Source organism: Streptomyces sp. MNU89 (genome assembly GCF_020982505.1).
GTDB classification, from domain to species: domain Bacteria; phylum Actinomycetota; class Actinomycetes; order Streptomycetales; family Streptomycetaceae; genus Streptomyces; species Streptomyces xinghaiensis.
In genome coordinates this window covers 6,526,974-6,553,890 of sequence record NZ_JAJKLL010000001.1, presented here as the reverse complement: position 1 = coordinate 6,553,890, position 26,917 = coordinate 6,526,974, and the positions used below count along the sequence as shown (strand labels likewise).

Sequence of the window (26,917 nt, the reverse complement as noted above, 5' to 3'; positions counted from 1 at the left end):
CCGCACGAACGAAGGAGGCGCAGGGTGGCGCGACCCGGAACGTCCGCACCGCGGGGCGGACGACACGGAGGGAATCAGGCAGGCGAGGCCTCCGCGGAGGAGGCGGCGGAGCGGGAGGGCGGGCCGCCGGAACGGGTGGCCGGCCGGCCGCACGTGTTCAACCGCTTCGAGCTCAAGTACCTGGTCCCGGTGGAGCAGGCCGCCGGCATCCGGGAGGAGCTGGCCGAACGCATGGACCCCGACCCCCACAGCCCGGCCGGCGGCTACGGAGTCTGGAGTCTCTACTACGACTCCCCTGGGCTCCGCTTCTACTGGGAGAAGATCGAGGGCTTGAAGTTCCGCCGGAAGCTTCGCATCCGCCACTACGGCGACCCGTCCGGCGTGACCGACGCGTCGCCGGTGTGCGTGGAGATCAAGCAGCGCGTCAACCGGGTCACCCAGAAACGCCGCATCGCCCTTCCCTACGGCACGGCCCGGCGGCTCTGCGACGGCCGGGAGCTGATCGAACACGCCCCGGGGGAGAGCGCGTTCGTCCAGGAGGTGCTGGAACTCCTCGTCCGGCTGAACCTGCGGGCCACCGCGATCACCGGATACCAGCGCGAGGCCCTGGTCGGCACCGGCACGGACACCGGGCTGCGGGTGACGTTCGACCGGCGGGTGCGCGGCCGGGACCGCGACTTCCACCTGGGGACCGCCGACCCGGAGAACCGGTTCACGATCCCGCCGCACCTGGCCGTCATGGAGGTCAAGGTCAACGAGCGCACGCCGTACTGGATCAGCGATCTGGCCGCGCGCCGGAACCTCGCTCTCGTGCGGGTCTCCAAGTACGTCCAGTCCATCGAGGCGTTCGGCCGGGCCCCGGTCCGTCTTCCACATCGGCGGGGCGGACCTCCCCGCCCCCGCCCCGACCCCACGGCCGCCGCACGGCAGCCGGCGGCGCGGCACCCCCACGCGCCCGTGAAAGCAGGAGCACAGTGAACTTCGAACTGCAGGAACTCAGCGGCACGTTCAGCGTCCTCGACGTCGTCGCCGCCATGTCGCTCTCGTTCGTCCTGAGCACGATGATCGGCTACGTCTACCGGTACACACACCGCAACATCTCCTACAGCCAGTCCTACGTCCAGACGCTGGTCCTGGTCGGCATGATCGTCGCGCTGATCATGCTGGTCGTCGGCTCCAATCTGGCCCGGGCGTTCTCCCTGGTCGGCGCGTTGTCCGTGATCCGGTTCCGGAACGCCATCAAGGAGACCCGGGACGTCGGCTTCGTCTTCCTGGCCATGGCGATCGGCATGGCCTGCGGTGCCCGGTTCTACACCCTGGCCGCGGTCGCCGCGGTGGTGATCTGCGCCGTCGTCGTCGTGATGTACAAGTTCAACTGGTTCCGGCTGAACATCCAGCGCCAGGTCGTCAAGGTCCAGGTCCCGGCCGGGGAGGACTACACGCCGGCCGTCCGCGATGTCCTCATCCGCTACACCACCGAGTTCGAGCTGGTGAGCACCGAGACGATACGCGGCGGGGCGCTCGTGGAGATCTTCTACACGGTGCGCATGAAGAAGGGCACCGAACCCGCCGACCTGGTGGCCGCGCTCCAGGAACGCACCGCCGGGCAGCGGGTGACGGTCCTCACCGGCTACGACCAGACCGATCTGTGATGCCCGGCGGCGGAAAGGCGCGGCGGGCTCCCGGGGCGGCGCGCCGGCGGCGGCTGCGGGACCGCGTTCCGGTGCGGCTGCGGCACCACTGGCGACCGGTGGCGGCCCTGTGCGCGGGGCTGGCGGTGATGGTGTACACGATCGGCGACGCCCGGGTCTCGCCGTACGTCACCTCGGCCTCCGCCGTGGAGGCCGACGCGATCACGCAGAACGTCCGCGGCACGGTCGGCCTGTACGACGACTCGGTGGCGCACACGATCCAGCTCGAGTACGACACGACCGACTTCGAGAAGATGATGAAGGAGTTCCGCGAGGAGGGTTCCAAGGAGTACATCGAGGCGGATCTCACCATCGACGGGGTCCATCTGGAGGATGTCGGCATCCGCCTGAAGGGCAACTCCACTCTGATGTCCCTGCGCGGCGGCGACCGCGGCATGCCCGGTGGCGGCCGGGCCGTGCCGGGCGGTGCCGCGCCGGACGGCGCCGCGGGCGGCGGCCGCCGCCCCGGCGGAGCGGGCGGCATGACGATGTACGACCTGTCGCCGGACAAGCCCGAGGAACTGCCCTGGCTCATCAAGATCGACGAGTACATCGAGGGCCGTGCCTACCAGGGCGAGCGGGAGATCTCCCTGCGCCCCGGCAGCGGCGGCGCGGTACCGCTCAACGAGGCGCTGTCCCTGTCGCTGACGGCTGCCTCCGGGGAACCGGCCGAGCGGTACGCCTTCTCCTCGGTGAAGGTGAACGACCGGCCGGCCGTCACCCGGCTCATGGTCGAGAACCCCGACACCGAGTACGCGGAGGCCGTCGGCGACGGCAACGGCGTGCTGTACAAGGCGCGGGCCGGCGGCAGCTTCGCCTACCGCGGCGACGACCCGTCCGCGTACGAGACGTCCTTCCGCCAGCTCAACAAGGCCGGCAGCCAGGACCTCACCCCGGTGATCCGCCTCATCAAGTGGGCCGACCGGGCGTCCGACGAGGAGTTCGCCGAGGAGCTCGGCCGGTACGTGGACGTGGATTCCCTCGCCGCGTACACCGCGGCGCAGAACCTGCTGCTGAACTTCGACGACATGAGCGGCCCGGGCAAGAACTACCTCCTCTGGTACGACCTGGACACGAAGAAGTTCTCCGTCCTGGGCTGGGACTACAACCTGTCCTTCGGCGGCGACACGGCGGCCGGCCCGGACGACTCGCTCGGCAAGGGCGGCGTCCCTGCCGAGCGGGAGGGCACTGGCACCGGCGCGGACACGGCCGACGGCCGGGCCGGGCAGAAGGTGCAGCCGCCGAAGGGCGGGACCGAGGACATGCCGCCCGGAGCCCCGGCGGGCAGAACGGCCGGGGGCCGGACGACGGGGAGGCGGGGGCGGCATGCCCGGCGGCATGACGGGCCATCCCCTCAAGGACCGCTTCCTCGAACTGGATGCCTTCGACGACGCGTACAAGACGGCCTACCGCGAGCTGTACGAGAAGTTCTACGGTTCCGGCACCGCGCTCCGGGTCCTGGACCGCATTGCGGACGGGGCGCGTGCGGCGGGCGCGGACACCGAGGAGCTGTCCACCGCCGTGGCGAGGCTGCGCGAGACGGTGTCCGCGCGGACCGAGGCCCTCGCCGAGGATGAGGAGGTCACCGGCTGATCCCCCCGCAGCACGCCGCCGCCGGGCCCCGCGGTCCGGCGGCGGCGTGGCTGTGCGATGACGGTGGTGGTGTGGCGGCGGCCCATCAGGCCGGTCCGGCGGGGCGGATCACGGCTTCGGAGCGCGCTGGAGGTTTTTCGCCGTCGGAGCCGGTGGATCGCGCCGGGTCCGGAGGGTCATGCGCCGGACGCCGACAGGTGAGCGCGCTCGCCCTGCGGGCCGAACAGGGTGAGCAGTTCCGCGGGCTCGCCGCCGGCGCTGCCGATCCAGTGCGGCACCCGGGTGTCGAACTCGGCGGCCTCCCCCGGCCCGAGGCGGAACTCCTGCTCGCCGAGCACGAGCCGGACCTGTCCGTTGAGGACGTAGAACCACTCGTATCCCTCGTGGGTCCGCAGATCCATGGTGGGCGCCCGGCCCGCGGGCGGGTAGATCACCTTGTACGCCTGGACGCCCCCGGCCCGTCTGGTGAGCGGCACCAGGACCAGCCCGGAACGCCGCACCGGCCGCAGGTGGATGCGCGGGTCCCCGGTCGGCGGTGCCGCGACGAGGTCGTCGAGCGGAACGCCGTGCGCCCGGGCCAGGGGCAGCAACTGCTCCAGCGTGGGGCGGAGTCTTCCGTTCTCGAGCCGGGACAGCGTGCTCGGCGTCAGGCCCGTCTCGGTGGCCAGGTCCTTCAGCGTCGCGCCCCGCGCCCTGCGCAGGGCGCGCAGGCGCGGTCCGACCCCCGCCAGGACGTCCTCTCCCGTTCCGCTCATCCCACCATCATGCGGATCCGCAACTTTTCTTGCAAGCCCGTAACCGGGGCGGGGATGCTGCCCGCGGAGGTGAGTCCGCATGACAACGCATGCCACAACAGCTCACGGGAGCGGAACAGCCGTCATCCGCCCGGCCGGGTCACGGTGGAGGCGCGGCGCGGCCATGGCCGTGGCCGTTCTCGTCCTGACGTCCGCGTGTGCGACGGGCGCCGGACGGACGCAGGACGAGGCACCACACCGTCCGGCCGCGGCAGCGAGTGCCCCGTCCTTCGACTCCGCCACCCGCGACGACGCCGAGTTCAACCGCCTGTTCCGCCATGAGTTCGCCCTCGTCGACGGGGTGCGCATGCACTACGTCACCGGCGGAACCGGCGAGCCGCTCGTCCTGCTGCACGGCTGGCCACAGTCCTGGTACGCATGGCGCGGCATCATGCCGGCGCTCGCCGAGCGGTACACGGTGTACGCGCTGGACCTGCCGGGACTCGGTGACAGCGAAGGAGCGCCTTCCGGCTACGACAAGGCCACCCTCGCGCGGTACGTGCACGGCCTGGTCGCCGGCGACCTGGGCCTGCGCGACATCAATCTCGTCGGGCACGACCTCGGCGCCGGCGTCGGTTTCCAGTACGCCGCGCGGTACCCGGACGAGGTCGCCCGGTATGCCCATCTGGACTATCCCCTTCCGGGCCCCGGACTCAGCGCCGACCGGTACCGGTCGCTGAGCTGGCATGTCGCCTTCCACGACCAGGAGATGTTCCCGGAGACGCTCGTGGCCGACGACGTGCGCGAGTACCTCGAACTGTTCTATCCGTACGTCGCCCACGGCGGTACGAGCTTCGGCGGGCCCGGCGCGGAGTCCCCCTTCACCGACGAGCAGGTCGACGAGTTCGCCCGCACCTACCGCCGGCCGCGGGTCCTGACCGGCGGGTTCGAGCTCTACCGGACGCTGGACCGGGACGAGCGCGACAACACCGCCGCCGCGCCGGTCTCCGTGCCGACGATGCTCATGACCGCTGAGGGCCTGCTCGAGTTCACCCGGTCCACCGCCGAACCCCGCATGTCCCGCATCACGCGGGCCGTTGAGGTGCCCGGAGCGGGCCACTGGCTGCCGGAGGAGAACCCGGACTTCGTCACCGCCGAACTGCTGGCGTTCTTCGACGACCGGGCAGCCCGGTGACGGCACGGCACGTCCACCCAAGAAGAAAGGAGCCACCGCGCATGGACGCCACACGAAGCCATGACCACGCCGACCCCGCGGACCACGAGGCCGAGTCGTTCTGGGAGCGGCACTACGCCGCCCGGAGCGGCGGGGGCGAGCGCGTGAACCCCCTGCTCGCCGAGACCGCCGGGCCGCTGCGCCCCGGAGCCGCGCTGGACCTGGGCTGCGGTGCGGGCGGCGACACCCTCTGGCTCGCCCGGCACGGCTGGCGGGTCACCGCCGTGGACGTCTCCGCCACCGCCGTCGAACGGGTACGCGAGCGCGCCCGTGAACTGGGTGCCGGGGACCGGGTCACCAGCGAACGGCACGATCTGGCCCGTAGTTTCCCGGCCGGGGAGTTCGACCTCGTCTCCGCGCAGTACCTCCACACCCCGTTCCCGCTGCCCCGCAGCCGGATCCTGCGCACGGCCGCACGGGCCCTGCGGCCCGGGGGTCTCCTGCTGATCGTCGACCACGGCTCCACCGCGCCCTGGTCCTGGAACCGGGACCCCGGCGTCCACCACCCCACCCCCGCCGAGATCGCCGCCGAGCTGGATCTCGACCCCGGGCAGTGGCCCGTCCTGCGCGCGGACAGGCCGCGGCGCCGGGCGACCGGCCCCTCCGGCGAGACCGCGACCGTCACCGACCACGTCCTCGTTCTCCGGCGGACCACCGGATGAGCGGGCACCCGACCACACGACACGCCCCGCAGCGGAGGAACGCGATGCCACTCGATCACCCACCGGAAGCCACGACGCGGACGCGGGACACCGGACCTCCGCGAACCGGCGGCGACGAGAAGGCCGTCCTTCTCGGGTTCCTCGAATATCTGCGGCGCTCGGTCGCGGACAAGGCGGCGGGGGTACCGGAACCGCAGGTCCGGACCGCCGGGGTGCCCTCGGGAACGAGCCTCCTGGGCCTGGTCAGGCATCTGGCGTGCGTCGAGCGGTTCCACTTCCTGGGGGAGGAGCCCGAGGACTGGGCCGGGACCATGAGGCCGTCCCCCGGGGAGACAGCCGGCGGTGTGCTCGCCGACTACCGGGAGGCCATCGCGCGGGCGAACGAGGTCATCGAAGCCTGTACGGACCTGACCCGCCCGCGCCCCGGCCCCGCAGCGGCGAGGGCGGCACCGTCGATGCGGTGGGTCCTGGTGCACATGATCGAGGAGACCGGCCGGCACGCGGGCCACGCCGACATCCTCCGCGAGCAGATCGACGGGTCCACCGGGCGCTGACTCCCGGCCGCCGGACGGGCGGTCACGCGCGGCGATTTCGGCGCGGGCCGCCGCCGGGCCCTCAGGTCCGGCGGCGGCCCGGCGGCGGCTCGCTCGGCAGCGGCTCAGCAGATGCCGAGTGCGGCCAGGGTCCGGCGCTGGACGGCCGTGGGGCGGGCCGGCCAGTAGAGGTAGCAGATGCCTCCCGTGCCGCTCGCCTCCTTGCCGGAGGCGTTGTAGCGCTTGGTGCGCAGCCAGATGTTCTCGAACTGGCGGCGCTTGTAGACGTGGCGCACGGCGTCATTGCTGTCGCTCGCCGGGTCGTTGGCGATGACGTCGCCGTCCTCCGTGAAGCCGATGAGGCACATCAGGTGGCCGGCGGTGCCGTAGCCGGCGCCGTCGAGCTCCGACTCCAGGAAGGACTGGGACGTTATCACCGGGATGCCAGCGCCGATCAGCTTCTCGACGTCGCCCAGGGAGCCGAGGCGGGTGACGATGCCCTGCATGTCGCGGTACGTCGCGGCGTAGGCGGCGTTGAAGGGCCAGTTGCCGCAGCCGTCGTACTGGTAGTCGAAGGTGTAGCGGGCGGCGTGGCAGACCTGGGGGTCGGCGAACTCCGGGTTGACCCAGGCCAGTTGCCGCTTCGTCGGCTTGCGGCCCCAGTACTCGATGACCATCTGGGACGAGGTGGGGCTGCACCACGCCTCGCCGCCGTTGTCGTACTCGGGGTACTCGCCGATGTGGATGTTCTGCGAGTAGCGCGGCACCTCCAGCTCGCGGGCGGCCCCCGCGCCCGGCGCCGAGGCCGGGACGGTGAAGCGGTCCGGGATGTCGGAGGCCATCGCGCCGAGCCGCCAGACCACCGGGGTGCGGTCGCCGCCCGGCTTGCGGTAGAGGGTGAGGCGCAGCCGGTACGAGGCGAGGCGCAGGTCGCCGGCGGAGCTGTTGACGGAGAAGGTGTCGGTCCAGATGCTGCTCCTGCCGTCCGACTGGTCGTCGACGGAGGTGCGGCGGATGTCGCCCTCGCCGTCACCCGCGGCCCAGCGGCCCATGACGTACCAGGGGGTGTCGGTGCCGTCGGTGTAGGTGCCGCGCAGCTCGACCTGGAGCCAGGTGCCGGCCGGGGTGTGGGCGTTCCAGGAGGGGACCACCTCGTTCGCCGGGACGGAGAGCCGGCGGACCGGGCCGGTCCAGGTGGCGTACTCCCAGGTGGCGGTCTGCTGCGTGTGCGGGTCGGTGTAGTCGGTGCGGCCGGCCGGGCGGCCGATGGCGACACCGGGTCTGCGGCCGGTGCGGACGGCGGTGCCCTCGGCCGCGCCGCCGCGCCAGTCCGAGGCGGTGGTCCAGCCGTGGTAGTCCACGCGGGGCACGCCCCTCCCGGCGGTGGTGTCGGACGGGTTGGTGGCGGCGGTGGCGGTGCCCGGGCCCGCCTGGGCGCCGGGGGCCCGGCCTCCGCCGGGGACGGCGAACGCGGCGGGGGCCGCCGCGGCGCCCGCCGCCGTGGCGAGTGCGGCGGCGAGGAGGGTACGCCGTGGTGTGGGTGAGGTCATGCGGATTCCCCCAGTCATGGGCCGGTCGGGCCACTGGTCTGCTGCACGGGTACGGGGCTGTGCGGCCCGCGTTGGCGCGTTCCGGCGCCGCCGCGGGGTCTTCCACTATCCCCGTCGTGATACCCGCCGACCAGCGCTCGTGCGCGGATGTCGGCCCGTTTGCCGGCCGGTACGGCCACGCGGCCGAATGACCGGCGGCTTCCCCTCCCCTGCTCCCTCTCCCCTTCCCCGGTTTCCCGGTCCGCCGGTGCGCGTTCCTCCCGCGGGCCGTCGGCCGTCAGCCTCCCAGCCGTACGGACAGGCGCACGGCCAGCCGTTCCCCGCGTCCGCTCTCCGGCAGGCGCGGAAGGCCGGAGGTGAAGTCGTCGGCGCCGTCGTCCTCCGTCACCGGCCCGGCGGGAGCCGGAGAGTCCCGGCAGGCCAGATCCCGCTGTACCGCGGCCACGGTCAGGGACAGTTCCTCGCGCCACCGGGCCAGCCGGTCCGTGGTCGGCGCGCAGAGCCCGATGGCCATGTCGGCCGTGCCGGTGACGGCCACCACCGGCATGGCCAGGGCCAGCAGGCCGGGCACCTCGTGGTCCCGCGTCAGCGCCCAGCCGCGGCGGCGTACTTCCGCGAGCCGGGTGCGCCGGCCCGACGCGCCCGCGCCGCGGTGGGCGAGCAGGGCGAGGCCGGCGGCCGACCCGGTCAGGGGGTGGCGCGGTCTGCGCCGCGGCCCGGCCGTACCGGCGCGCCGGCCGCCGAGATACTCCACGAACACGGCGTCGGAGCCGTCGGGGACGGCCAGATAGCTGTCCTCGCCCGTCCGCTCGTACAGCTTCCGCAGGTGGGGCAGTGCCACCTCCCGGGCCGAGGTCAGGGCCTGGGACAACGAACCCAGCTCCCACAGCCGCAGGCCGATGCGGTACCGGCCGTCGTAGCCGCGTCTCAGGGCGCCCCAGGTCTCCAGTTCTCCGGAGAGGCGGTGCACGGTGGCGAGGGGGATCCCGGTCCGCCGTGCGATGTCCGACAGGGTCAGGCTGGGGTGGAGGGGGTCGAAGGCACCGAGTATCGAGAGGGCTCTGCTGGTCACCGACGCACCGGCGGCCCGTGCGTTACCGGCCATCGTTCCCCTCCGCTCCGGGAGTCGCGGGGAGAGGGCGGACGTCGTTCATCGATGACTCCAAGGAATCGGTTGCTCCGGAAGGGCGGGCGGGTGGACGGGGGCACGGTGGTGCTCAGGCGGCGGCCGGGGCCGTCCGCGGGCCGCCGCGCGGGAGGCCCAGATTGCGGTGGATCTCCAGCGTCGCCGTGGAGCGGTTGAGCGTGATGTAGTGCAGCCCGGGTGCTTCCTCCGCCAGCAGCCGGAGGGCCATCTCCGTGGCGTGCTCCACACCGATCCGCCGGCTCTCGGCGGCGTCGTCCCGGGCCGCCTCCAGGCGCCGCGCGAGGTCCGGTGGGAAGGCGGCTCCGCTGAGCTCGGCGAAGCGGGTGATCTGCCGCACGTCGGTGGCCGGCATGATCGCCGGGATGACGGGGGTCGTGCAGCCCGCGGCGGCCAGCCGGTCCCGCAGCCGCAGATAGTCCTCGACGTGGAAGAACATCTGGGTGATGGCGTAATCGGCCCCGGCCCGGCATTTGGCGACGAAGTGCCGGATGTCGCTCTCCCAGTCCGGGGACCGCGGGTGGCGCTCCGGAAAGGCGGCGACGCCCACCCCGAAGTCCCCCAGCTCCCGTACCAGGCGCACCAGTTCACCGGCGTGGCGGAAGCCCCGCGGGTGCGGGGTCCAGGGGCCGCGCGGGTCACCGGGCGGGTCGCCGCGCAGGGCCAGCACATCGCGGACCCCCGCACTCGCGTACTGGCCGATGATCCGGCGCAGTTCGGCGGCGGAGTGCCCCACGGCGGTCAGATGGGCGACGGGGCGGAGGGTCGTCTCGGCCGCGATCCGCTCGGTCATCCGCACCGTGCGGTCCCGGGAAGAGCCTCCCGCGCCATAGGTGACCGACACGAACGTCGGCGCCAGGGCCTCGACCCGGCGGACGGCGTGCCACAGAGTGCGCTCTCCGGTCTCCGTCCGGGGCGGGAAGAACTCGAAGGAGTACGTCCGTTCACCCGCCGCGAGAATCTCGCCGAGTGGTCTCACGTCTGTCCCTCCGGTCGTCGTGCCGCGTGCGGCGGCCTGCCCGCCCCCGCCCCGGGTGGGCCCGGGTTCGGTCCCGTCATCCCGTGCCTCCGAGGGCCCGCTCCATGGCGTGCGCCGCGGCGGCGCCGTAGGCCCGGGAGACGCGGCCCAGGAGTTCTCCGGCGGACAGCTCGTACTCCTGGGTGCCGACCGTGCCGATCACCACGGATGCCAGGGCGCAGCCCAGTTGGGCCGAGCGCTCGTCGGGCCAGTCCCAGGCGGTGCCCGCCAGGAAGCCGGCGCGGAAGGCGTCGCCGACGCCGGTCGGGTCGGCCGTTTCGGTGACCGGTACCGCCGGGACGTGCAGCGGGCGCTGCCCGGCCCGGGTGACGGTCACCCCGTCCCCGCCCCGGGTCGTGACCCAGGTGCCGACGCGTTCCAGTACCTCCCGCTCGCTCCAGCCGGTGCGCCGCAGGAGCAGGGCCGCCTCGTAGGCGTTGGTGAAGAGGCAGGCGGCCCCGGTGACGAAATCCCGGACCTCCGCGTCGGTGAGGCGGGCGAGCTGCTGGGAGGGGTCGGCGGCGAACGGGATGCCCGCCCGCCGGCACCGTCGCGCGTGACGGAGCATGGCCACCGGGTCGTCCGGCGAGACCAGGACGAGGTCCGCCCCGCCCATGCGCGCCACGACCTCGGTGATGTCGATGTGCCGGGCGTCGGCCATCGCGCCCGCGTAGAAGGAGGCGATCTGATTGGCGTCTCCGTCGGTCAGGCAGACGAACCGGGCCGTCTGGCGGGCACTGGACACCCGGACGGAGTCGATGTCGACGCCGTTCTCCTTCAGCCAGACGCCGTAGTCGGCGAAGTCGGCGCCCACCGCCCCGACGAGCACCGGCGACAGGCCCAGCCGCCCCAGGCCCAGCGCGATGTTGGCCGCCACTCCCCCGCGCCGCACGTCGAGTTCGTCGACGAGGAAGGAGAGGGAGATCTTGTCCAGCTCCTCCGGGAGCAGATGCTCCGCGAAGGTCCCGGGAAAGGTCATCAGGTGGTCGGTGGCTATGGAACCCGCTACCGCGATACGCATCCTCACTCCCGCCCGTCCGTGGTCCGCACGCGTGCCGGGGGCCGATGGACCGGCCCGGTCACACCCCCGCCGCCTTGCGCAGTGCGTCGACGCGGTCGGTGCGCTCCCAGGTGAACTCGGGCAGCTCCCGGCCGAAGTGACCGTAGGCGGCGGTTCGGGCGTAGATGGGACGAAGCAGATCGAGATCGCGGATGATCGCGGCCGGACGCAGATCGAAAACCTCACCGATGGCCTGCTCGATCCGCTCCACGTCCACCGTGGCGGTACCGAAGGTCTCCACGAACAGACCGACCGGCTCGGCCTTGCCGATGGCGTAGGCCACCTGCACCTCACACCGCGAGGCCAACCCCGCCGCGACGACGTTCTTGGCCACCCAGCGCATCGCGTACGCCGCCGAACGGTCCACCTTCGACGGGTCCTTCCCCGAGAAGGCACCACCACCGTGCCGGGCCATACCACCATAAGTATCAATGATGATCTTGCGGCCGGTCAGCCCCGCGTCCCCCATCGGCCCCCCGATCTCGAACCGCCCCGTCGGATTCACCAGCAGCCGGTGTCCGTCGGTGTCCAGCGCGATGCCGTCCTCGGCGAGCTGCTTCAACTCCGCCTCCACGACGTGCTGCTGGATGTCCGGGGCGAGCAGCGAGCCGAGCGAGACGTCGGCCGCGTGCTGCGCGGAGACGACGACGGTGTCCAGACGGACGGGGCGGCTGCCCCGGTACTCGACGGTGACCTGGGTCTTGCCGTCGGGGCGGAGGTAGGGGGCGAGGCCGTCCTTGCGGACGGCGGTGAGGCGGCGCGCCAGACGGTGGGCCAGCGCGATGGGCAGCGGCATCAGTTCGGGGGTCTCGTCGCAGGCGTAGCCGAACATCAGGCCCTGGTCGCCCGCGCCCTGCCGGTCCAGGTCGTCACCGTCCTTGCCCTCGGTGTCGACGCCGCGGGCGATGTCGGGGGACTGCGCCCCGATGGACACCGAGACACCGCAGGAGGCGCCGTCGAAGCCCTTGGCCGACGAGTCGTATCCGATCTCCAGGACCTTCTCGCGGACGAGCCGGGCGATCGGCGCGTAGGCGCGGGTGGTGACCTCGCCGGCGATGTGCACCAGGCCCGTGGTGATCAGGGTTTCCACGGCGACCCGGGAGCCCGGGTCCTCACGGAGCAGCGCGTCGAGGATGGTGTCGCTGATCTGGTCGGCCATCTTGTCGGGATGTCCCTCGGTGACGGACTCCGAGGTGAACAGGCGGCGGGACATGGCGGTTCCTCCTCCGGTGGAGCGCAGGGCCGGGTGCCGGGGACGGCACACGGGGTGGGTACACGGGGTGGCACACGGGACGCGGAGGACGCACGGGACAGGCGGCCGGCGCGTCCCGGGGACGGGGCGCGGATCAGGGGCGCGGATCAGGAACGCGGGGTCAGAGCAGACCGGCGAAGTCGGGGACGGTGACGACGCCTTCCCTGCCGGCGGCACGCTCCAGGACGAGGGCGCCGATGGCGATGTCCAGCGAGCCGAGACCGAACGGGGCGTAGACGACGGTCCTCCCGCGGGAGGGGCGGGCGGCACCGCGCAGATGGTCGCCGATGGCGGTGATGTCCTCGCGCCGTACGGTTCCCCGCTCCACCGCCAGGGCCAGGGAGGTCTTCTCCCGCAGCGCGTGCGACACGTCGTCCACGACGTGTGCCGCGTCCGCCATGGCCTCCGGCTCCAGGTCGCGCAGCGACATGTGCAGGACGACGGCCCCGGGCTTGAACCACCCGGCGTCGGTGACGTACGGGACGACGGCGGTGGTGGCGAAGAGCACCACGTCCGCGTCGTCCAGCGCCTCCCGGAGGGTGCCGGCGACGGAGACGGAGGAGGCGAGGCCGTGGGTGCGCTCCGCGGCGAAGGCGCGGGCCCGGTCCACGTCGAGGTCGTGGACCGCCAGGGAACCGGCGGTCCAGCCCTCACCGGCCATGACCGCCAGGGTGGTGGCGGAGATGTAACCGGTGCCGATCACGGCCAGCTTCCCGATCCGGCTGTCGCCCCCGCGCAGGGCCCGGGCGCCCACCGCGGCGGACAGCGCGGTGCGGTGGCCGCTGATCCGGGACCCCTCCAGTACGGCCGTGGCCAGACCGGTGCGGACGTCGTTGAGGGCGATGAGGGCGGAGGCCCGGGGCAGTCCGAGCGCGAGGTTCCCGGGGAAGCTCGAAATCCACTTCACGCCCATGGCGGGCGCGGCTCCGGGCACGTAGGCGGGAAGGGCGATGGCGCGTTCGCGGCGGTCGGGGTCGGGGCGCAGGAACAGGCTGTCGGGGTTGACCAGGCCGCCCCGGGCCGCCTCGATGTACACGTCCTCGACGACCTGCCTGCACTCCTTGCCCAGCTCCGCCAGGACCGTCTCGACGACGGCGCCCGGGACGATCACCAGATTCCCGGAGTGACGTGCTTCCTGCATGAGTTCCCCCTCATGGGTCGGTTCGGTGGCCCGGCGCCGCGGCGCCGGACGTCACCTCAGCAACGAGAATTTCTTGGTCAGCGGGTCGAGGACGTCGCGCGGCCCGAACGCCGCGACGGCGTAGTAGTCGAGGTCCGCCTCCGCGGTCCGCTCCATCCGTTCGAGCTGGTCGGCGTAGGTGCCGCCGGTCATGGCCGAGGTGAAGTCCGTGCAGAGCAGTCCGGCCTCCGCGGCCTCGGAGCGCAGCCGCCGCAGCCAGGCCGGGCGGCCTTCGAGGACGACCAGGGAGAGGCCCGACACCGGCCAGTGCTCCTCGCCCCCGGCGTCGGGGAAGCGCAGGAACGACATGCGGGGAAGCAGTTCCGGACGCTCCTGGGCGGCCTTCGCGACCAGTCCCAGGCACAGGTGGGCGGTGGCGTTCATGGCCACCCCGTGATCGAGCTTCGCCCTGACCGCGACCACGAATTTGCAGTCGGTGTCGACGTTTTCCGGCTCGACGGCGATGGAAAGTGATTCGGACATGGCGGTACCCCGGAACGCTTCTCTTGTGATGCCGCGTGAACGGCGGACGGAATGGGCGCTGCTCCGCACCCGGAATTGCTGTCGGTCGTGCCCGGCCGGTGGCCGGCCGGCGGTCTGGTAATAGTTACCCGATGGTCAGTCGATGGTCGAATACGACGTGAATTTACGGACGCTCTGTGGATTCATGCGGTAGCCCGGACGCCCCTGGATCACCGCGTCCGACGCGATGTCCCAGTCCGTCACCTCGTCGAACCTGTCCCGGCACGCCATGCGGAACCTGCGGACGGACTGCGCCAGGGCCGCGGGGGTGCGGTGGGTCCGGGCGGACAGTTCCGACGCCGAGAGAAATGAGGGTTCCTCATTCTTCTCACGACTCCGCATGAATTCTTCTCCGAGTACCCGCAGAATGTCAAGGAGTGGCGGCGGGGTTTCTTCGTATACCGTCACCCCTTCCACGGACAACAGGTTTCCATACAGCGCAACCTCCCATGACGGCGAGCCCGTACCCGGTTCGTCGAGCAGCACGACCGGCAGTATCTCGGGCACCAGGAAATCCGTACGGAGCCCGATGTATTTACTGAGAAATCTCCGCCCGGCGATATTCTGCGGCGCCTGCAGATAATCGACGGCAACCTGGAGGATCTCCGGAATGCTCGGTCTGATGTCGATCAGATAGCGCGTTATCCACTCCACCGCGGCACCTTTTCCGTGCAGCCGCTCGTGCAGCACGGCCGCGTCCAGCAGGACCAGGTCGGCCTGCTGTTCCAGGCCCGCGTACGCCAGCCGGTCGTGCAGCGTCACGGCCACGTCGATCAACTGGCGGGCCTTGGTCCGCACCCGGTAGGTGCGCAGCATCCGGTGCCACTGCTCATGCGCCGTCAGATGAACGCTCCACGAGCCGGCCCGCCCTCCGTACCGGTCCGCGAGGTGCCTGAAGATCCGCGGATACGGCGACTGCTGGAACGTGACCCAGCCGAAGGAGAAGACGTCCATCGCCGCGTCGAAGTCCCGGCGGGAGCCGTAACGGCAGGCGGCGATGAGGAACTCGCTGGTGCGCACATAGCGTTTGAGCAGGGCCCGGTCCTGGTCGGACAGTTCCTTGGGCCGCAGCGACGAGGACTCGATGAAGGTGCTGTAGCTGCCGCTCTGCACATCCCCCAGCGAGAAGGCGAAGGAACGGGCCCCGGTGGCCGAGGGGTGGGAGGCGTACACCTCCTCCACATAGTGCCGCTGGCTGCCGAGCGCGGTCACCGCCTCCTCCAGACGGCCGGCCGTGAGGTGGTTGATGACGATGTCCGTGTAGAGCCAGGCGGCGTCCGCGTAGTAGAGGTACTTGCGGTACCGCTCCAGGGAGTCGTGGATCAGCGGCAGCGCCCGGTCGTGGTCGCCCGCCGCGGCCGCTCCCAACGCCTGCCACCAGAGCACGAAGGAGACCCGCGTGTACCGCGCCGGCTCGCCTCCCAGCCCCAGCCCTTCGGAGAGCCGGGCCAGGCCGGCCGGGAAGACGGAGTCGGGGTAGGTCGGCCATCCCTGGCTGAGATGGTCGGCCACCTCCACCAGGAGGTCGGGGGACCTCTCGTCCACTCCCCCGTCGAGGAGTTCGATGATCTCCTTGGTCCGCGGGAGGATGCGCCCGGTGTACAGGAGGGAGGTCTCCATGTAGCGCCGGGCGATGTCGAAGAGTGCCGGGGTGACCGGCTCGCCGCCTCCCATCCGGGCGCTCAGCGCGCCCAGCAGGAGCAGGACCGAGACGTCGTGCTCGCTCTCCTGCCGGAGATCGACGGAGGAGAGATCCGCCAGTTCCCCGGCGGCGAGGCGCCTTCCGCGCAGCACCCGTTCCTCCAGCGCCTGGCGCACCTCGGCCACTCTTCTCATCCTCGTCGTCTGCCTTCGTCCCTGCATCGCTCCGCGGGGAGCGACAACCACCGCCTACCGGACATCCCCGGGGGCGGTCACCTGATGCCACCACCGCCCGGTTGTGGCACTCCGCCGACCGTCTCCAGCCACCTGTCGCTGTAGACCGTGCTCTCGTACTTCTCTCCACCGTCGGCGCAGATGCACAACGGGTCAGTTATATCGGGGTTCTCCCCGAGGTGGCGCACACAGGCCGCCACGACCGCCCCCGAGGAAGCGCCGAGGTGGATCCCGGCCTCCCGCAGGACCTTCCGGCAGTAACGGGCGGTCTCGTCCACGTCCACATAGAGGTAGTGGTCGATCAGTTCGTCCGTGAGGAAGGAGGACGGGCGGCTGGCGCCGATGCCGGAGAGGTACCGCTTCCCGGGCGGGCCTCCGTACGCGGCCGAGCCGCTGATGTCCACGGCCACCATCCGGGTGGCCAGTCCCCGCTCCCGGAAGCACTGGCTCAGACCGGCGAAGGTCCCGCCGGTCGACACGGCCGCGAACAGCGCGTCCGGAGGAATCGGCATCTGGCCCAGGATCTCCGGGCCCGTCATCTCCCGGTGGATCTCGGGGTTCCGCCGGCTCTCGTACTGGTTGCCCCAGACGTACCGGTCATCGGTTTCCAGCAGTTCCCGCACCTTGGCCAGCCGGGAGAGCAGATAGCCCCCCGCGTGGTCGGCCTCCTCCACCATGACGACGCGTGCGCCCAGGTCCCGGAGACGGGAGCGGCTCTCCGCGGTGCTCAACGGGTCGACCACCGCGGTGAATCCGACGCCCAGGTATCTGGCCATGCTGGCCAGCGCCACGCCGAGGTTCCCCGAGGTCGACTCCAGGAGCTCGGCGCCGGGCCACAGCCGGCCGTCCTGCACCAGTCCCCGTACCAGCCCATAGGCCGTGCGGGCCTTGATGGAGCCGGTGATGTTGTAACCCTCCAACTTCAGATGAAGTCTGCGCGGCCGTCCGAGGACGTCGAGTTCGATCGTCTTCACGGGCGTCGGGCCGAGCAGGGCCTCGAACCGTTCCAAGAGGTGCTGCATGGACTTGCGGACCTTCCCCTCGATTCGTTCGCCGCTCGACCGAACGGCTACCAAATCCGACGACCGCGCATGTCATACTGATGCAGCTGAATGACATTGCTCGGTCAGCCTACGCATGATGTCTGACCGCCAAAAGCACCGTCTCAGGATCTGAGCCGAAACCGGAACCGGAATGCCGAGCTCCCGAGAAAGGCGACCCGTGAGCGAGTCAGCAGAGACAGCAGAGTCCGTTGGGACTCCGGAGACAACGAGGGGACCGGCGACGCGATTAGGCCGGCCGGCGCTCCTGCGGGATGCCCTGGGCATCGGCCTGGCAGTCGGCGCGTACGGACTCTCCTACGGCGCTCTGGGCGTCTCCTCGGGCCTGACGGTGGTACAAACCCAGTTCCTCTCCCTCCTCCTGTACGGAGGCTCCTCCCAGCTCGCCCTGGTGGGAGCACTCGCCGCGGGCAGTACGGGCGCGACGGCGACTGCCACCGCGGTGCTGCTCGGTGCGCGCAACCTGTTCTACGGAGTCGGCCTCCGCCCGGTGCTCGGGCTGCGCGGCCGCCAACTGCTGCCCGCCGCCCACCTCCTGAGCGACGAGAGCGCGGCCATGGCCATCGGCCGGCCCGACCGGGCCACGGCGCGCTACGCCTACTGGGCCACCGGCGGCGTGGTCTTCCTGTGCTGGAACCTCGCGACGCTGGCGGGCGCCCTGGCCGGCTCCCTCATGGCGGATCCCAAGGCGTTCGGTCTGGACGCCGCGTCCTCCGCCGCCTTCCTCGCCCTGGTGGCACCCCGGCTCGGGGAACGCGCCAACCGGATCGTCTTCGTTCTGGCCTGCGTGGTGGCGGTGGGTGTCTCCCCCCTGGTGGGAGCCGGGCTCCCGGTGGTGCTCGCGGGCCTGACCGCGCTGAGCGTGCTGCTCACCCCCCGAGCCCGGGCCGCGCTGCGAACGGCGCCGCCGGCCTCCGGCGGCGCGGCGGCGGCCCGCCCGGAGGACCCGGACGGCACACGGCACGACGGCGGCACGCCGGAGAAGGACGGTGCGGCATGAGCTGGACCTGGATCGCCGTCGCGGCCGCGGCCTGTTTCGCGCTGAAGCTGCTCGGACTGCTCGTCCCCCAGCGGACGCTGGATCACCCGGCCGTCTCCCTGACGGCCGAGGCCGTTCCCGTCGCCCTGCTCGCCGCGCTGATCGCCGTTCAGACCTTCACCGCGGAGCAGCAGATCGCGCTGGACGCACGGGTCGCCGGGATCGCCGTCGCGGCCCTGTGCATCTGGAAGAAGGCCCCGTTCCTCGTCACGGTGGTCGCCGCGGCAGCGGTCACGGCGCTGCTGCGCTGGGCCGGGGCGGCCGGCTGACCGCGCCCGCGTCCGGGCCGGCGCGGACCGGGCGCCCCGCGGCGGTGCGCCCGGGTGGCACGGCGGTCGGACCGCGCCGCCCGGGCGGCCCCGCGGTGGCGGCGCCCCGGGGGACGCTCAGCTCCGGGGAGTCGCGTAGACCACCCAGTTGTCGTGCTTGTGCGGGTAGGGACGGAAGTCGCCGTGCGGCGGGTCGTCCCAGGAGATGCGGTCCATCTCCAGGATGTTCCAGCCGGCGAACAGGGTCCGCATCTCGTCCTCGTCGTAGTACCGGAAGAGCGTGTCCTTGTAGGCGAAGGTGTGCGGGGCGATCTCGGTGCCCTCGCCGTAGGTCTCGTCCTTCAGCGTGAAGGCGTTGGTGACGAACAGTCCGTCGGGGTGGACCACCCGGCGGGCCTCGGCGATCAGCTGGGTCGGGTCCTGGATCTGCCCGAACACGTCGAAACAGGTCACCGCGTCGACCGAGGCGTCGACCAGCGGCAGCGTCGTGGCGTCCGCCCGTAACAGGAACGCCCGCTGACGGATCACCCGGCGCGCGTGGGCCAGGCCCGTTGGCGCGATGTCCACACCCGTCGCGTTGAAGCCCGCGTCGGCCAGGGCCGCCAGATTGCGCCCGTCCCCGCACCCGAGATCGACCACCGTACGGATATTCCGCTTCTTGAGTGCCTCGATCGCCGGCGGGATCACCGGAATCGGGTCCTCCTGCCACAACGGTCCTTCACTCTGCTCCTGGTACGCCTTCTCCCAGCCGTACTGGAGCTCCGAAAACTCGGGCATTTCTGTCACCTGACCTCCATAGGATGACTGATGAAAATCATCCTATCGACCCGAGTTGACAAAACAAAGGGTGTCTCGGTATTTGAACCAAAACTCCGCGTGAACAGGAGATCCGGAATTGGAGGATCACCTTTCGCTCCGCACCGGGTATTTCGGATTTCAATATTCCGGATTCCCGGGCCGGACGACCCGGCAGCAATTCTTTCCTTGTTCCCGGTTTCCGGGCGCCGTTTTTCCGGATTCCACGGCGCTCTCCCCCGCACCGTCCTGGACCGCGGTCATGCCGATGGCCCGGCCGGAGTACGGCCGGGCCGGTGCGGTTCCCCGGAGACGGTGCCGCCCCGGTGGTCCGCAGCCCTCTCGGCGGAACGTCACCGGGGGTCCCGCACGCGTTTTCCGTCACCCTTTCCGTCGCCGGGAGCGCCGGGCACCTTGAGCCGCGTCCCGGCCGGCGGCCGGGCGAGCGCCTCGTTCATCTCCTCCAGGGCGAGCCCGTTGGTCGTCGGGCCGAGCACTCCGATGTTCACCGCGATCGCGATCAGCGTCAGGGCCACTCCGGCGAACAGCGCCCCGGGCCCGTGGGCGGCCAGGAAGGGCACCATGATGAAGGGCATCGCCGCGGTGGTGAGGCGCGAGAGCGAGTACGTCCAGCTCACCGCGGAGACCCGGGCGGCGGTGGGGAAGATTTCCGCCTGGTAGACGTGGTAGGCGTTCGAGAAGACGTTGGTCACGGCCGTGAAGCAGAGCCCCGAGATGATGATCATCGGCTCGCCCCGCGCGAACCCGAAGAGCAGGCCCGAGCCGGCCATGGCCAGGGACGTCGCCACGATGAGGTGCTTCCGCTCCACCCGCTCCATCAGCGGGACGGACAGCAGCGAGCCGAGCGGGTACCCCACGAACGTCACCGCGCTGAAGAGCAGCGAGTTGACGATCGAGTACCCCTTGTCGGCGAGCACGAGGGGGGCCATGGTCCCGAAGCCGTAGCCGCCGAACGCCTGAAGCAGGTGGAACACGGCCAGCATCGCGACCCGGCGCCGGTGGACCGGGCTGAGCCTCGTCCTCACCACGGCCGCGGGGCGCCGGTCCGGTGCCACCTCCGTCCCGGCGGGCCGGGCGGCGGCGGACGGGCCGGCCCGGTCCCCCGACTCGGCCTCCAGCCGGGCCAGGACGGCCTCCGCCTCCGCCGTGCGCCCCACCGACGCCAGCCAGCGGGGTGACTCCACGAGCCGGTGCCGGAGCAGCAGGACGGAGAGGCCGCCGGCCGCGCCGGTCAGGAACAGCCAGCGCCAGCCCGCCAGTCCGAGCGGGTCCATCGGCTCCAGCCAGCGGGCGAGCAGACCGACCGCCGGTACCCCCGTGAAGGCGATGGTGTACGCCCACGCGGTGTACCGGCCGCGGGAACGGGACGGCAGCAGATCCCCGAGATAGGCGTCGGCGAGCGGGAGCACCGGGCCGATGCCGAGTCCCGCGAGGAACCGCGCGCCGACCACCATCCACACCTCGTCGCCCACCGCGCCGAGGGCGGAGAACACCGTGTAGACGGCGACCGCCAGCAGCAGCGCGCGGCGCCGGCCGAGGCGGTGGGCCAGCCGCCCCATCGCGAGCACACCGATGAACATGCCGACGAAGACGGAGGCCATGACCGCGGAGACCTCTGTACGGCCGAGCTGGTACTCCTCGGCCAGCACGGCGCCCAGCACGCCCGACATGAAGATCTCGAACATGTCGAAGAACAGGGCGAGTCCGACGGTGACGATCACACGGCGCAGGGTGGGGGTCAGGGGCAGCCGGTTCATCCGTGCCGCGATGGCGGCGGAGCCCTGGTCCATGGCTCTCCTCGGTCGGGTGGTGTGCCGCTCACGGTGGTGCGGGTCCGTCCGCGCGGGTGGACCCGCACCGGGGTCAGGCGGGTTCGTTGCCCGGGCTCCACTTGATCGAGCAGCCCATGGAGGGGTGGTGGGGTTCGGGCACCGGCAGGCCCGCCAGCACCTGCTCCACGGCGGTACGGAGCCGGGCTCCGGTGACCGCGCGGCCGTTGCCGGGCGTCGAGTCGTCGAAGGAGCCGCGGTAGACGAGCCGGTCATCCGCGTCGTACAGGAAGAAGTCCGGGGTGCAGGCGGCCCGGTAGGCCAGGGCGGCCCGCTGTCCGGTGTCGAGCAGATAGGGGAAGTCCCAGCCGGTCCGCTCGATCTGGTCCCGGAGACCGTCCGGGCCGTCGTCCGGGGCCACTCGCGTGTCGTTGCTGCACACGGCGACTGCCGCGAGCCGCGGGAACTCCGCCACCAGCTCGCCGAAGTGCTTCTCCAGGTGCCGGACGAAGGGGCAGTGGTTGGACATGAAGGCGACCAGCAGGGCCGGCGCCCCGGCGAAGTCCGCCCGCCGGACGGTGCTTCCGTCGAGCGAGGGCAGAGCGAAGTCCGGGGCCGGAGTGCCCAGGGGCACCATGAAGGAGGAGACGGGCACGGTGGGGCGACCTTTCTGTCGGATCGACGGGGCTGGGCGGCCGGGCCTACGGGAGCGCGGATCCGCGCGGCGGCACGGGCCGGACCGGGGCCCGGCCCGGGGCCGGAGGGCTAGCGCGGGGCGTCGGTGAGCAGCAGCGGGCGCTCCGGGTCGAGGTCGCGCGCGTCGTGCACGACCTCGACGTACATGCCGTCCGGGTCGATCACGAAGAAGTAGTCGACGAGGGTCCGGCCGCGGGCGATCTCGGTGACCTCCCCGATCCCGGCCTCGATGATCTCCGCCCGGGTGGCGGCCAGGTCCGGCACGGTGAATCCCACGTGCTTCACCCCGATCTCGGGCAGGTTGTTGCCCACGGTGAAGGCCGGGCGCGGCCGGGCGCCGTCGTCCGCGTAGTGGAACAGTTCCAGGACGAAGCCGTCGTCCTGCCGCAGATGCGAGATGGTCAGCGACTTGTCGCTCTTGCTCCACTCGGCGACCGGCCGGAAGCCGAAGTAGCCGTAGAAGGCCTTCGAGCGGTCGAGGTCGCCGACGCTGAGGGCGATGTGGTGCGGTGCGAAGGTGGTCATGCTTCCCTGCCTGTCGTGGTCCGGTCGAGGGGGAACGGCACGCGCGGGGGGTCCCCGCCGAGCCGGCCCGCGGTGTGCAGCGGTTCGAGGAGTTCCATGCGCGGCGGCCCCTGGACGTACGGTGCGTGCCGGGCGAGGAACGCCGCGGTCTGGGGCGTGGCGCGGTGCTCGGCGAACGCGTCGCGGTCGCGGTAGATCTCGTAGAAGACGCGGGCCAGCGGCTCCCCGTCGACCCGGTGGATCGCGTAGGCGACCAGGCCCGGCTCCTCCGCCGCGGCCTCCGCGATGCGCCACCGGGCCAGGGCGTCGAACTCCCCGGCGCTCTCGGGTCTCAGCTCGAAGCGTGCGACCACTGCGTACACGTGTGCTCCTCCGCTCTGCTTCCGTGGTTGCGCCGGGTGTCCCGGCCGCCGGCTCCGCTACCGAGGGGTGTCCATCGCGAGCAGCGGGAAGCCGCCCTCGTACGAGACGCCGCGCGCGAGTTCGTCCTCGTTCGCCGCGACGCAGTCCGCCAGGGCCGCCACCCAGTCCTCCTCGGTGCCGCGGGCGTGCGCCGCGGTCAGGATCTGCCGCAGGGGGTTGATGTGGGCCTCCGAGAGGCCGCGCAGGCTCCTGATGTGGTCGGGGGTGACCTCCAGCGGGAAGGAGGCCGGGACCGCGGCGCCGCTGACCTTGAAGTTCAGGATCGTGCGGATGCACTTCTCGCAGCGGCAGCAGTTGCGGTCCTTCTTCTCCCCCTGCCAGCAGACCCGCAGGTTGTCGGCGCCCTCCGGCCACAGCCGGGCGAGTCCCGCCACCTTGTCGTTGCGGTCCACGCCGGTCGCGTCGTGATGCACGCGCAGGCGTCCGCCGGACATCATCCAGTCGGTCACCGGGTTGGAGCCCCAGGGCAGCAGCAGCGATCCGTACGGTTCGGAGCTGGCGATGAGACCGTGCCGGAACCGGCCGCTGAAGAGGGTGAGCACCGAGGTCATACCGGTCCCGAAGGCGTCCTCCCAGTGGCTGAGGTCGCTGTGCCACAACTGGCGGAAGTTCGTGGTGACGGGCAGGAGTTCGATGCCCTGTCCGGCCAGGAGCGGAGCGCTGCGGTCGCGGAGGGTCTCGTACGATCCGCGCTCCTCCAGCGGAATGTCGAAGCCGTGCACCATGACCGCTCCGGTGAGGTGCAGCGATCCCCGCCCGGCCGCGCCGCTGACGTGGCGGATGGTGGTGTAGGCGCTGTCCGCCCCGCCGGAGAAGGTCTGCAGGGCCGAGCGGTCGTCCGGGCCGGGGCGGTCGGGGAGTTCCTCGTCGGCGGTGATCTCCACCCGGGTGTAGCGCTCGGGCCGCCACTGCAGCCAGGCGGACTGGAACTCCTCCAGGTTCTCCAGCAGCGTGGCGGTCACGCCGCCGGCCGCGTGCAGGCTCTCGCCCGTCCGCATGGCGACGAAGAGGGCGGCCAGCAGGAAGGGGTCCATGGTGTCCGTGAGCATCGGCTCGTGGCGCCGCTCGACGCGGTACCACAGCCGGTCGCCCGTGGGCTTCGCCTCGCTGGTCACCTCGACGGCGATCTCCGTCGAGTCGCCGTCGTGCGTGCGCTGCACTGGGCCGATCTTCATGTGCGGTTCCCTTCGCTCTCGGCTTCGGTTGGGCTCCCGGCCCCGGCCGGGCGGGTGCGCGCGTCCGGTTCCCCGGCCGCCGCGGTGCGGGAGGGCGGCTCGATGAGTTCGACGAGATTGCCGTCCGGGTCGCGGAAGTAGAGGAACCGGGTGCCGCGTGCGGCAACGGGCCGGTCCACTTCGACGGGGCCGCCCACCACCTCGTGGCCCCGGGCCCGCAGTTCGCCGGCCGCGGCCCCGATGTCGTCCACGCGGAGCGCCAGATGGCGCAGGCCGGGGGCGTTGGCGGGGGCGCGCGGGTCGGCTGCCGGGTGGTGTGCCGCGTACTGGGTCAGCTCCACCACGGTGGACGCGCCGGGAAGCCGCAGGTGAACGGTGCGCGCGGTGGCCCCGGGGACGCCGACGCCCTCCCCGAACACCGGTGTGGTGAGGGAGAGGTCCTTCACCACCTCGGCCCCGAAGAGACCGGTGTAGAACGCCGCCATGCGGTCGAGATCCGGGGTCACCACCGCCACGTGCAGCAGGCCGCCGACTGCGATCGCCATCAGACCAGGGCTCCTCTCACCGCGTACCCGGGCGTACCGCGGCCGGGGACGGCGTCGCGGGCCGGGTCCAGGGACGGCAGCACGCCGGACAGCCGCGCGCGCTGGCGCCCTTCCAGGAACCGCAGGAAGGACCGGCCGGTGCCGTTCTCCAGCCCGGACCGGAAGGAGTCGACCACCCATTCCTGCAGGAGGTCGGTGCGCGGCGCGGATACGGCGGGGGCGGCGGCGCCGGCTCCGGGGCCGCCCGCGATCGCGGACCGGATGAGTCCGTCGCTGCGCAGCACCTCGTCCAGACCGAGCCGGCCGCCCGTCCCGCCGCGGAGGGTGTGGTAGGCCGAGGAGATCATCCCGTGCATGTTGTCGTCCTCGGTGAAGAGCTGCTTGGCCAGCACGGCGTCCCCGCGGCCGAGGATCACCCCGGCCTTGATGTCGGTGAACTCCTCGCAGATGGGCGCGTAGGTGGCGTGGACCGAGAGCCGGCCGCGGCAGAAGAGGTCCAGGCTGCGGACGACCGTGGGGTGGTGGAGGTTCGAGTAGTGGACGAAGGCGGCGCCGGAGGCGGCCCGGCCCACCAGCAGGCCCTCGCCGAGCCGGAGCCGCCCGTCCTCACCCGCCATGGGGTCCAGGTCCTCGGCGTGGTCCAGGGAGCGGGCCTCTCCGAGCAGGTCGTCCCCGATGTAGAGCTGGTGCGGCATCTCCACCTCGTAGACCGTCGGCAGGCCGTCGGCGGAGGCGCCCCGGCCGCGGAGGTTGTCGGCCCGGCGGTCCTTGGAGAAGTTGGTGACGCACAGCACGGGTTCCAGGTCGTACAGATCGAGCAGTTCCCGCACGGTCGCGTGCACCCGGGAGTGGAGATAGTTGCGGACGAGCACGGCGCGCGAGCCGGCGAGGGCCTGCCCCACCTCGCGGGCCAGCTCCTGCGGCACCATGAACGGCTTCTCGATGACGAAGTTGCGGTAGCCGGCGCGCCACCAGTCCACCAGGGCCGGCGCCAGGGTGCGGCTGGGCAGGCACAGGTCGACGATCGTCGTCTCGGGGGCGGCCGGCTCCAGCTTCTCCCGGGCCGCCACCACGTTCTCGGGGAGGCCGTCGGCGCGCAGCAGCGCCGCCAGTTCGGCGCCCGCCCGCTCCCTGGGGTCGACGAACCGGATCCGGGTGCGGTCGAGCACGCCGGACCGGCCCAGCCGGGAGTAGGCCCGGTAGTGCAGCGATCCGGCCTTGCCCGCGCCGACGATGACCACGTCCATGGCGGCTAGACCGCCTTCACGTGCTCGACCGCGCCGGCGAACTCCGCGTCCCCGGTGTGGAAGGCGAGGTAGCGCAGGGTCTCGGTGCCGCTGTTGGTGATCCGGTGCCTGGTGCCCCGGGGGATGCGCACGCAGGTGGACGGCGCGAGTGCGTAGTGCTCGCCGTCGAGTTCCAGTTCCGCGTTCCCGGAGATGATGAAGTAGGTCTCGTCCGTCCGGGGGTGGTGGTGGAGCTGGCCGCCGCGGCCGGGCTCGGCGCTGGCCATCGCGACCCGGACCACGCGGGTTCCGGGGTTCTCCGAGGCCGCGTAGAGCAGGGAGCGGACGACGTCGCCGCCGTACACCGATTCCGTCAGGGAATCCACGTCGATCATCGGGTTCATCACAGCTCGCCTTCAGAGGAGTTCGCAGCTCTTCATGATCGTTTCAAGTTCGCCCGTCCGCTCCTCGGGGAACGGGGTGAGCGGAAGCCGCGGCTCACCGACGTCGAAGTGCGCCAGCGAGAAAGCCTTCTTGAGCGCTATCGGGTTCGTCGCGAAATAGATTCCGCGGTAGAACTCGGCGAATTTGAGGTAGAGATCGCGAGCCGTCACGTAATCGTCGGCGAGAGCCGCCTCGACGATCGAACGGCTCTGCCGCGGCATGACGTTGGCCGCCACGGAGATGTGCCCGTGGCCGCCGAGCAGCAGGGTGGGGAGCGCCGTGAAGTCGTTGCCCGAGAGGACCACGAAGTCCGCGTCGCGGACCAGGTGCAGGACCCGGCGCATCCGCACGATGTCCTGGTTGCCCTCCTTCATCCCGACGATGTTGGGGTGGGCCGCCAGTTCGGCGACCTGCTCCGGTGAGGTGTCGACGGTGGTGCGTCCCGGCAGGTTGTGCATCATCAGCGGGATGCCGACGGAGTCGGCCACCTGCCGGAAGTAGGCGACCAGGCCGCGCTCGGTGGGCGGGTCGAGGTACGGGGTGAACGCGAGGACGGCGTCCGCGCCCAGGGCCTCGGCCCGTTGCGCCAGTTCGACGGTGCGGGCCAGGCACTCGGTGCCGATGTCGGGGATGACCATCGCGCGGCCGGCGGCCTGTTCGACGCAGATCTCGGTGATCCGCAGCTTCTCCTCGTCGGTCAGCGCGGCGGCTTCCCCGGTCACCCCGTTGGGGCAGAGCCGGGTGACCCCGTTGGCGATCTGGAAGTCGACGAGGCGGCGCAGCGCGTCCTCGTCCAGCGCGCCGGAGGGCTGGAACGGGGTCAGGAGTGTGGTGTACGCCCCGATGAAACGGTGGTTCGCGGTACTGATCATGACCAGGTC

General features: G+C 71.8%; 26 protein-coding genes and 2 pseudogenes. 8 read left to right on the top strand and 20 right to left on the bottom strand.

The annotated features are described in order from the left end of the window. Window positions 1-135: 135 nt before the first annotated feature. From E4N63_RS28135 to E4N63_RS28125, 3 genes and pseudogenes are all read left to right on the top strand, one after another. Window positions 136-978: pseudogene (locus tag E4N63_RS28135) on the top strand (polyphosphate polymerase domain-containing protein). Further along, window positions 975-1,652 carry a DUF4956 domain-containing protein gene (locus E4N63_RS28130; protein WP_230241992.1) on the top strand — a complete coding sequence of 226 codons (678 nt, stop codon included), beginning with the start codon at window positions 975-977 and terminating at the stop codon, window positions 1,650-1,652. Before E4N63_RS28135 ends, E4N63_RS28130 begins: the two are co-directional and overlap by 4 nt. Beyond that, a pseudogene (locus tag E4N63_RS28125) lies at window positions 1,652-3,284 on the top strand (CotH kinase family protein). The gene E4N63_RS28130 and the pseudogene E4N63_RS28125 overlap by 1 nt, the downstream one beginning before the upstream one ends. A gap of 176 nt (window positions 3,285-3,460) precedes the next feature. Here the strand turns inward: E4N63_RS28125 and E4N63_RS28120 are convergent. Continuing rightward, window positions 3,461-4,039, bottom strand: a complete 579-nt coding sequence (locus E4N63_RS28120; RefSeq protein WP_230241990.1) for a helix-turn-helix domain-containing protein — start codon at window positions 4,037-4,039, stop codon at window positions 3,461-3,463. A gap of 163 nt (window positions 4,040-4,202) precedes the next feature. Between E4N63_RS28120 and E4N63_RS28115 the strand changes: the two genes are divergently transcribed. The 3 genes from E4N63_RS28115 to E4N63_RS28105 are packed head-to-tail and all read left to right on the top strand — an operon-like array spanning window position 4,203 to window position 6,468. Continuing rightward, window positions 4,203-5,213, top strand: coding sequence for an alpha/beta fold hydrolase (locus E4N63_RS28115; RefSeq protein WP_230241988.1), 1,011 nt, complete (start codon window positions 4,203-4,205; stop codon window positions 5,211-5,213). A gap of 41 nt (window positions 5,214-5,254) precedes the next feature. Beyond that, window positions 5,255-5,914 (top strand): cyclopropane-fatty-acyl-phospholipid synthase family protein, encoded by a 660-nt coding sequence (locus E4N63_RS28110; RefSeq protein WP_230241986.1) that lies wholly within the window; start codon window positions 5,255-5,257, stop codon window positions 5,912-5,914. Window positions 5,915-5,958: 44 nt separating this feature from the next. Then, window positions 5,959-6,468: a DinB family protein gene (locus E4N63_RS28105; protein ID WP_230241983.1), complete on the top strand. Its 510-nt coding sequence runs from the start codon at window positions 5,959-5,961 to the stop codon at window positions 6,466-6,468. Window positions 6,469-6,572: 104 nt separating this feature from the next. Here E4N63_RS28105 and E4N63_RS28100 read toward each other — a convergent pair whose 3' ends face one another. The 9 genes from E4N63_RS28100 to E4N63_RS28060 form a co-directional block, all read right to left on the bottom strand. Next, window positions 6,573-7,997, bottom strand: coding sequence for a peptidase C39 family protein (locus tag E4N63_RS28100; protein ID WP_125624405.1), 1,425 nt, complete (start codon window positions 7,995-7,997; stop codon window positions 6,573-6,575). A 277-nt stretch (window positions 7,998-8,274) separates the two neighbouring features. After that, the gene (locus E4N63_RS28095; RefSeq protein ID WP_230241980.1) at window positions 8,275-9,102 is read right to left on the bottom strand and encodes an IclR family transcriptional regulator; all 828 of its coding nucleotides are present in this window, start codon (window positions 9,100-9,102) and stop codon (window positions 8,275-8,277) included. A 112-nt stretch (window positions 9,103-9,214) separates the two neighbouring features. Beyond that, window positions 9,215-10,120 (bottom strand): methylenetetrahydrofolate reductase [NAD(P)H], encoded by a 906-nt coding sequence (gene metF, locus E4N63_RS28090; RefSeq protein WP_125624403.1) that lies wholly within the window; start codon window positions 10,118-10,120, stop codon window positions 9,215-9,217. 76 nt (window positions 10,121-10,196) lie between these two features. After that, window positions 10,197-11,180 carry a carbohydrate kinase family protein gene (locus tag E4N63_RS28085; RefSeq protein ID WP_125624402.1) on the bottom strand — a complete coding sequence of 328 codons (984 nt, stop codon included), beginning with the start codon at window positions 11,178-11,180 and terminating at the stop codon, window positions 10,197-10,199. 58 nt (window positions 11,181-11,238) lie between these two features. Then, on the bottom strand, window positions 11,239-12,432 hold the full coding sequence (gene metK / locus E4N63_RS28080; RefSeq protein WP_230241978.1) for a methionine adenosyltransferase: 1,194 nt from the start codon (window positions 12,430-12,432) through the stop codon (window positions 11,239-11,241). A 160-nt stretch (window positions 12,433-12,592) separates the two neighbouring features. Then, the gene (locus E4N63_RS28075) at window positions 12,593-13,612 is read right to left on the bottom strand and encodes a 2,3-diaminopropionate biosynthesis protein SbnB (protein ID WP_230241975.1); all 1,020 of its coding nucleotides are present in this window, start codon (window positions 13,610-13,612) and stop codon (window positions 12,593-12,595) included. Between the two features lie 51 nt (window positions 13,613-13,663). Beyond that, complete coding sequence (locus E4N63_RS28070; RefSeq protein ID WP_125624399.1) at window positions 13,664-14,134, bottom strand: DUF2000 domain-containing protein; 471 nt, start codon at window positions 14,132-14,134, stop codon at window positions 13,664-13,666. A 135-nt stretch (window positions 14,135-14,269) separates the two neighbouring features. Continuing rightward, window positions 14,270-16,009, bottom strand: coding sequence for a tetratricopeptide repeat protein (locus E4N63_RS28065; protein WP_228429679.1), 1,740 nt, complete (start codon window positions 16,007-16,009; stop codon window positions 14,270-14,272). Window positions 16,010-16,086: 77 nt separating this feature from the next. After that, the gene (locus E4N63_RS28060; RefSeq protein WP_125624397.1) at window positions 16,087-17,070 is read right to left on the bottom strand and encodes a pyridoxal-phosphate dependent enzyme; all 984 of its coding nucleotides are present in this window, start codon (window positions 17,068-17,070) and stop codon (window positions 16,087-16,089) included. Window positions 17,071-17,269: 199 nt separating this feature from the next. Between E4N63_RS28060 and E4N63_RS28055 the strand changes: the two genes are divergently transcribed. Further along, window positions 17,270-18,109, top strand: a complete 840-nt coding sequence (locus E4N63_RS28055) for an AzlC family ABC transporter permease (protein ID WP_221772633.1) — start codon at window positions 17,270-17,272, stop codon at window positions 18,107-18,109. Further along, window positions 18,106-18,417, top strand: coding sequence for an AzlD domain-containing protein (locus tag E4N63_RS28050; RefSeq protein WP_125624395.1), 312 nt, complete (start codon window positions 18,106-18,108; stop codon window positions 18,415-18,417). Before E4N63_RS28055 ends, E4N63_RS28050 begins: the two co-directional genes overlap by 4 nt. A 117-nt stretch (window positions 18,418-18,534) precedes the next feature. Here the strand turns inward: E4N63_RS28050 and E4N63_RS28045 are convergent, their stop codons facing one another. The 10 genes from E4N63_RS28045 to dapA form a co-directional block, all read right to left on the bottom strand. Continuing rightward, entirely contained in the window at window positions 18,535-19,194 is a 660-nt protein-coding gene (locus E4N63_RS28045; RefSeq protein ID WP_125624394.1) for a class I SAM-dependent methyltransferase, read from the bottom strand. A gap of 371 nt (window positions 19,195-19,565) precedes the next feature. Continuing rightward, window positions 19,566-21,023, bottom strand: coding sequence for an MFS transporter (locus tag E4N63_RS28040; protein ID WP_230241973.1), 1,458 nt, complete (start codon window positions 21,021-21,023; stop codon window positions 19,566-19,568). A 73-nt stretch (window positions 21,024-21,096) separates the two neighbouring features. Further along, entirely contained in the window at window positions 21,097-21,657 is a 561-nt protein-coding gene (locus E4N63_RS28035; protein ID WP_230241971.1) for a thioredoxin family protein, read from the bottom strand. Between the two features lie 110 nt (window positions 21,658-21,767). After that, the gene (locus tag E4N63_RS28030; protein WP_043472538.1) at window positions 21,768-22,223 is read right to left on the bottom strand and encodes a VOC family protein; all 456 of its coding nucleotides are present in this window, start codon (window positions 22,221-22,223) and stop codon (window positions 21,768-21,770) included. After that, window positions 22,220-22,585 carry a putative quinol monooxygenase gene (locus E4N63_RS28025; protein ID WP_125624390.1) on the bottom strand — a complete coding sequence of 122 codons (366 nt, stop codon included), beginning with the start codon at window positions 22,583-22,585 and terminating at the stop codon, window positions 22,220-22,222. The genes E4N63_RS28030 and E4N63_RS28025 overlap by 4 nt, the downstream gene beginning before the upstream one ends. Window positions 22,586-22,642: 57 nt before the next feature. Further along, entirely contained in the window at window positions 22,643-23,821 is a 1,179-nt protein-coding gene (locus E4N63_RS28020; protein WP_230241969.1) for a hypothetical protein, read from the bottom strand. Beyond that, complete coding sequence (locus E4N63_RS28015; RefSeq protein WP_230241967.1) at window positions 23,818-24,366, bottom strand: VOC family protein; 549 nt, start codon at window positions 24,364-24,366, stop codon at window positions 23,818-23,820. Before E4N63_RS28015 ends, E4N63_RS28020 begins: the two co-directional genes overlap by 4 nt. After that, entirely contained in the window at window positions 24,366-25,613 is a 1,248-nt protein-coding gene (locus E4N63_RS28010; RefSeq protein WP_230241965.1) for a Gfo/Idh/MocA family oxidoreductase, read from the bottom strand. Before E4N63_RS28010 ends, E4N63_RS28015 begins: the two co-directional genes overlap by 1 nt. Window positions 25,614-25,618: 5 nt before the next feature. Then, on the bottom strand, window positions 25,619-25,987 hold the full coding sequence (locus E4N63_RS28005; protein ID WP_185831235.1) for a cupin domain-containing protein: 369 nt from the start codon (window positions 25,985-25,987) through the stop codon (window positions 25,619-25,621). Between the two features lie 21 nt (window positions 25,988-26,008). Then, on the bottom strand, window positions 26,009-26,908 hold the full coding sequence (dapA, locus tag E4N63_RS28000) for a 4-hydroxy-tetrahydrodipicolinate synthase (RefSeq protein WP_125624386.1): 900 nt from the start codon (window positions 26,906-26,908) through the stop codon (window positions 26,009-26,011). Between the last annotated feature and the right edge of the window lie 9 nt (window positions 26,909-26,917).

Coding starts and splice junctions, on each gene's coding strand:
- E4N63_RS28120 (WP_230241990.1), bottom strand. CDS start 4,039: ATGAGCGGAACGGGAGAGGACGTCCTGGCGGGGGTCGGACCGCGCCTG.
- E4N63_RS28115 (WP_230241988.1), top strand. CDS start 4,203: ATGGCCGTGGCCGTTCTCGTCCTGACGTCCGCGTGTGCGACGGGCGCC.
- E4N63_RS28110 (WP_230241986.1), top strand. CDS start 5,255: ATGGACGCCACACGAAGCCATGACCACGCCGACCCCGCGGACCACGAG.
- E4N63_RS28105 (WP_230241983.1), top strand. CDS start 5,959: ATGCCACTCGATCACCCACCGGAAGCCACGACGCGGACGCGGGACACC.
- E4N63_RS28100 (WP_125624405.1), bottom strand. CDS start 7,997: ATGACCTCACCCACACCACGGCGTACCCTCCTCGCCGCCGCACTCGCC.
- E4N63_RS28095 (WP_230241980.1), bottom strand. CDS start 9,102: ATGGCCGGTAACGCACGGGCCGCCGGTGCGTCGGTGACCAGCAGAGCC.
- E4N63_RS28085 (WP_125624402.1), bottom strand. CDS start 11,180: ATGCGTATCGCGGTAGCGGGTTCCATAGCCACCGACCACCTGATGACC.
- metK (WP_230241978.1), bottom strand. CDS start 12,432: ATGTCCCGCCGCCTGTTCACCTCGGAGTCCGTCACCGAGGGACATCCC.
- E4N63_RS28075 (WP_230241975.1), bottom strand. CDS start 13,612: ATGCAGGAAGCACGTCACTCCGGGAATCTGGTGATCGTCCCGGGCGCC.
- E4N63_RS28070 (WP_125624399.1), bottom strand. CDS start 14,134: ATGTCCGAATCACTTTCCATCGCCGTCGAGCCGGAAAACGTCGACACC.
- E4N63_RS28065 (WP_228429679.1), bottom strand. CDS start 16,009: ATGAGAAGAGTGGCCGAGGTGCGCCAGGCGCTGGAGGAACGGGTGCTG.
- E4N63_RS28060 (WP_125624397.1), bottom strand. CDS start 17,070: ATGCAGCACCTCTTGGAACGGTTCGAGGCCCTGCTCGGCCCGACGCCC.
- E4N63_RS28050 (WP_125624395.1), top strand. CDS start 18,106: ATGAGCTGGACCTGGATCGCCGTCGCGGCCGCGGCCTGTTTCGCGCTG.
- E4N63_RS28045 (WP_125624394.1), bottom strand. CDS start 19,194: ATGCCCGAGTTTTCGGAGCTCCAGTACGGCTGGGAGAAGGCGTACCAG.
- E4N63_RS28040 (WP_230241973.1), bottom strand. CDS start 21,023: ATGGACCAGGGCTCCGCCGCCATCGCGGCACGGATGAACCGGCTGCCC.
- E4N63_RS28030 (WP_043472538.1), bottom strand. CDS start 22,223: ATGACCACCTTCGCACCGCACCACATCGCCCTCAGCGTCGGCGACCTC.
- E4N63_RS28020 (WP_230241969.1), bottom strand. CDS start 23,821: ATGAAGATCGGCCCAGTGCAGCGCACGCACGACGGCGACTCGACGGAG.
- E4N63_RS28015 (WP_230241967.1), bottom strand. CDS start 24,366: ATGGCGATCGCAGTCGGCGGCCTGCTGCACGTGGCGGTGGTGACCCCG.
- E4N63_RS28010 (WP_230241965.1), bottom strand. CDS start 25,613: ATGGACGTGGTCATCGTCGGCGCGGGCAAGGCCGGATCGCTGCACTAC.
- E4N63_RS28005 (WP_185831235.1), bottom strand. CDS start 25,987: ATGATCGACGTGGATTCCCTGACGGAATCGGTGTACGGCGGCGACGTC.
- dapA (WP_125624386.1), bottom strand. CDS start 26,908: ATGATCAGTACCGCGAACCACCGTTTCATCGGGGCGTACACCACACTC.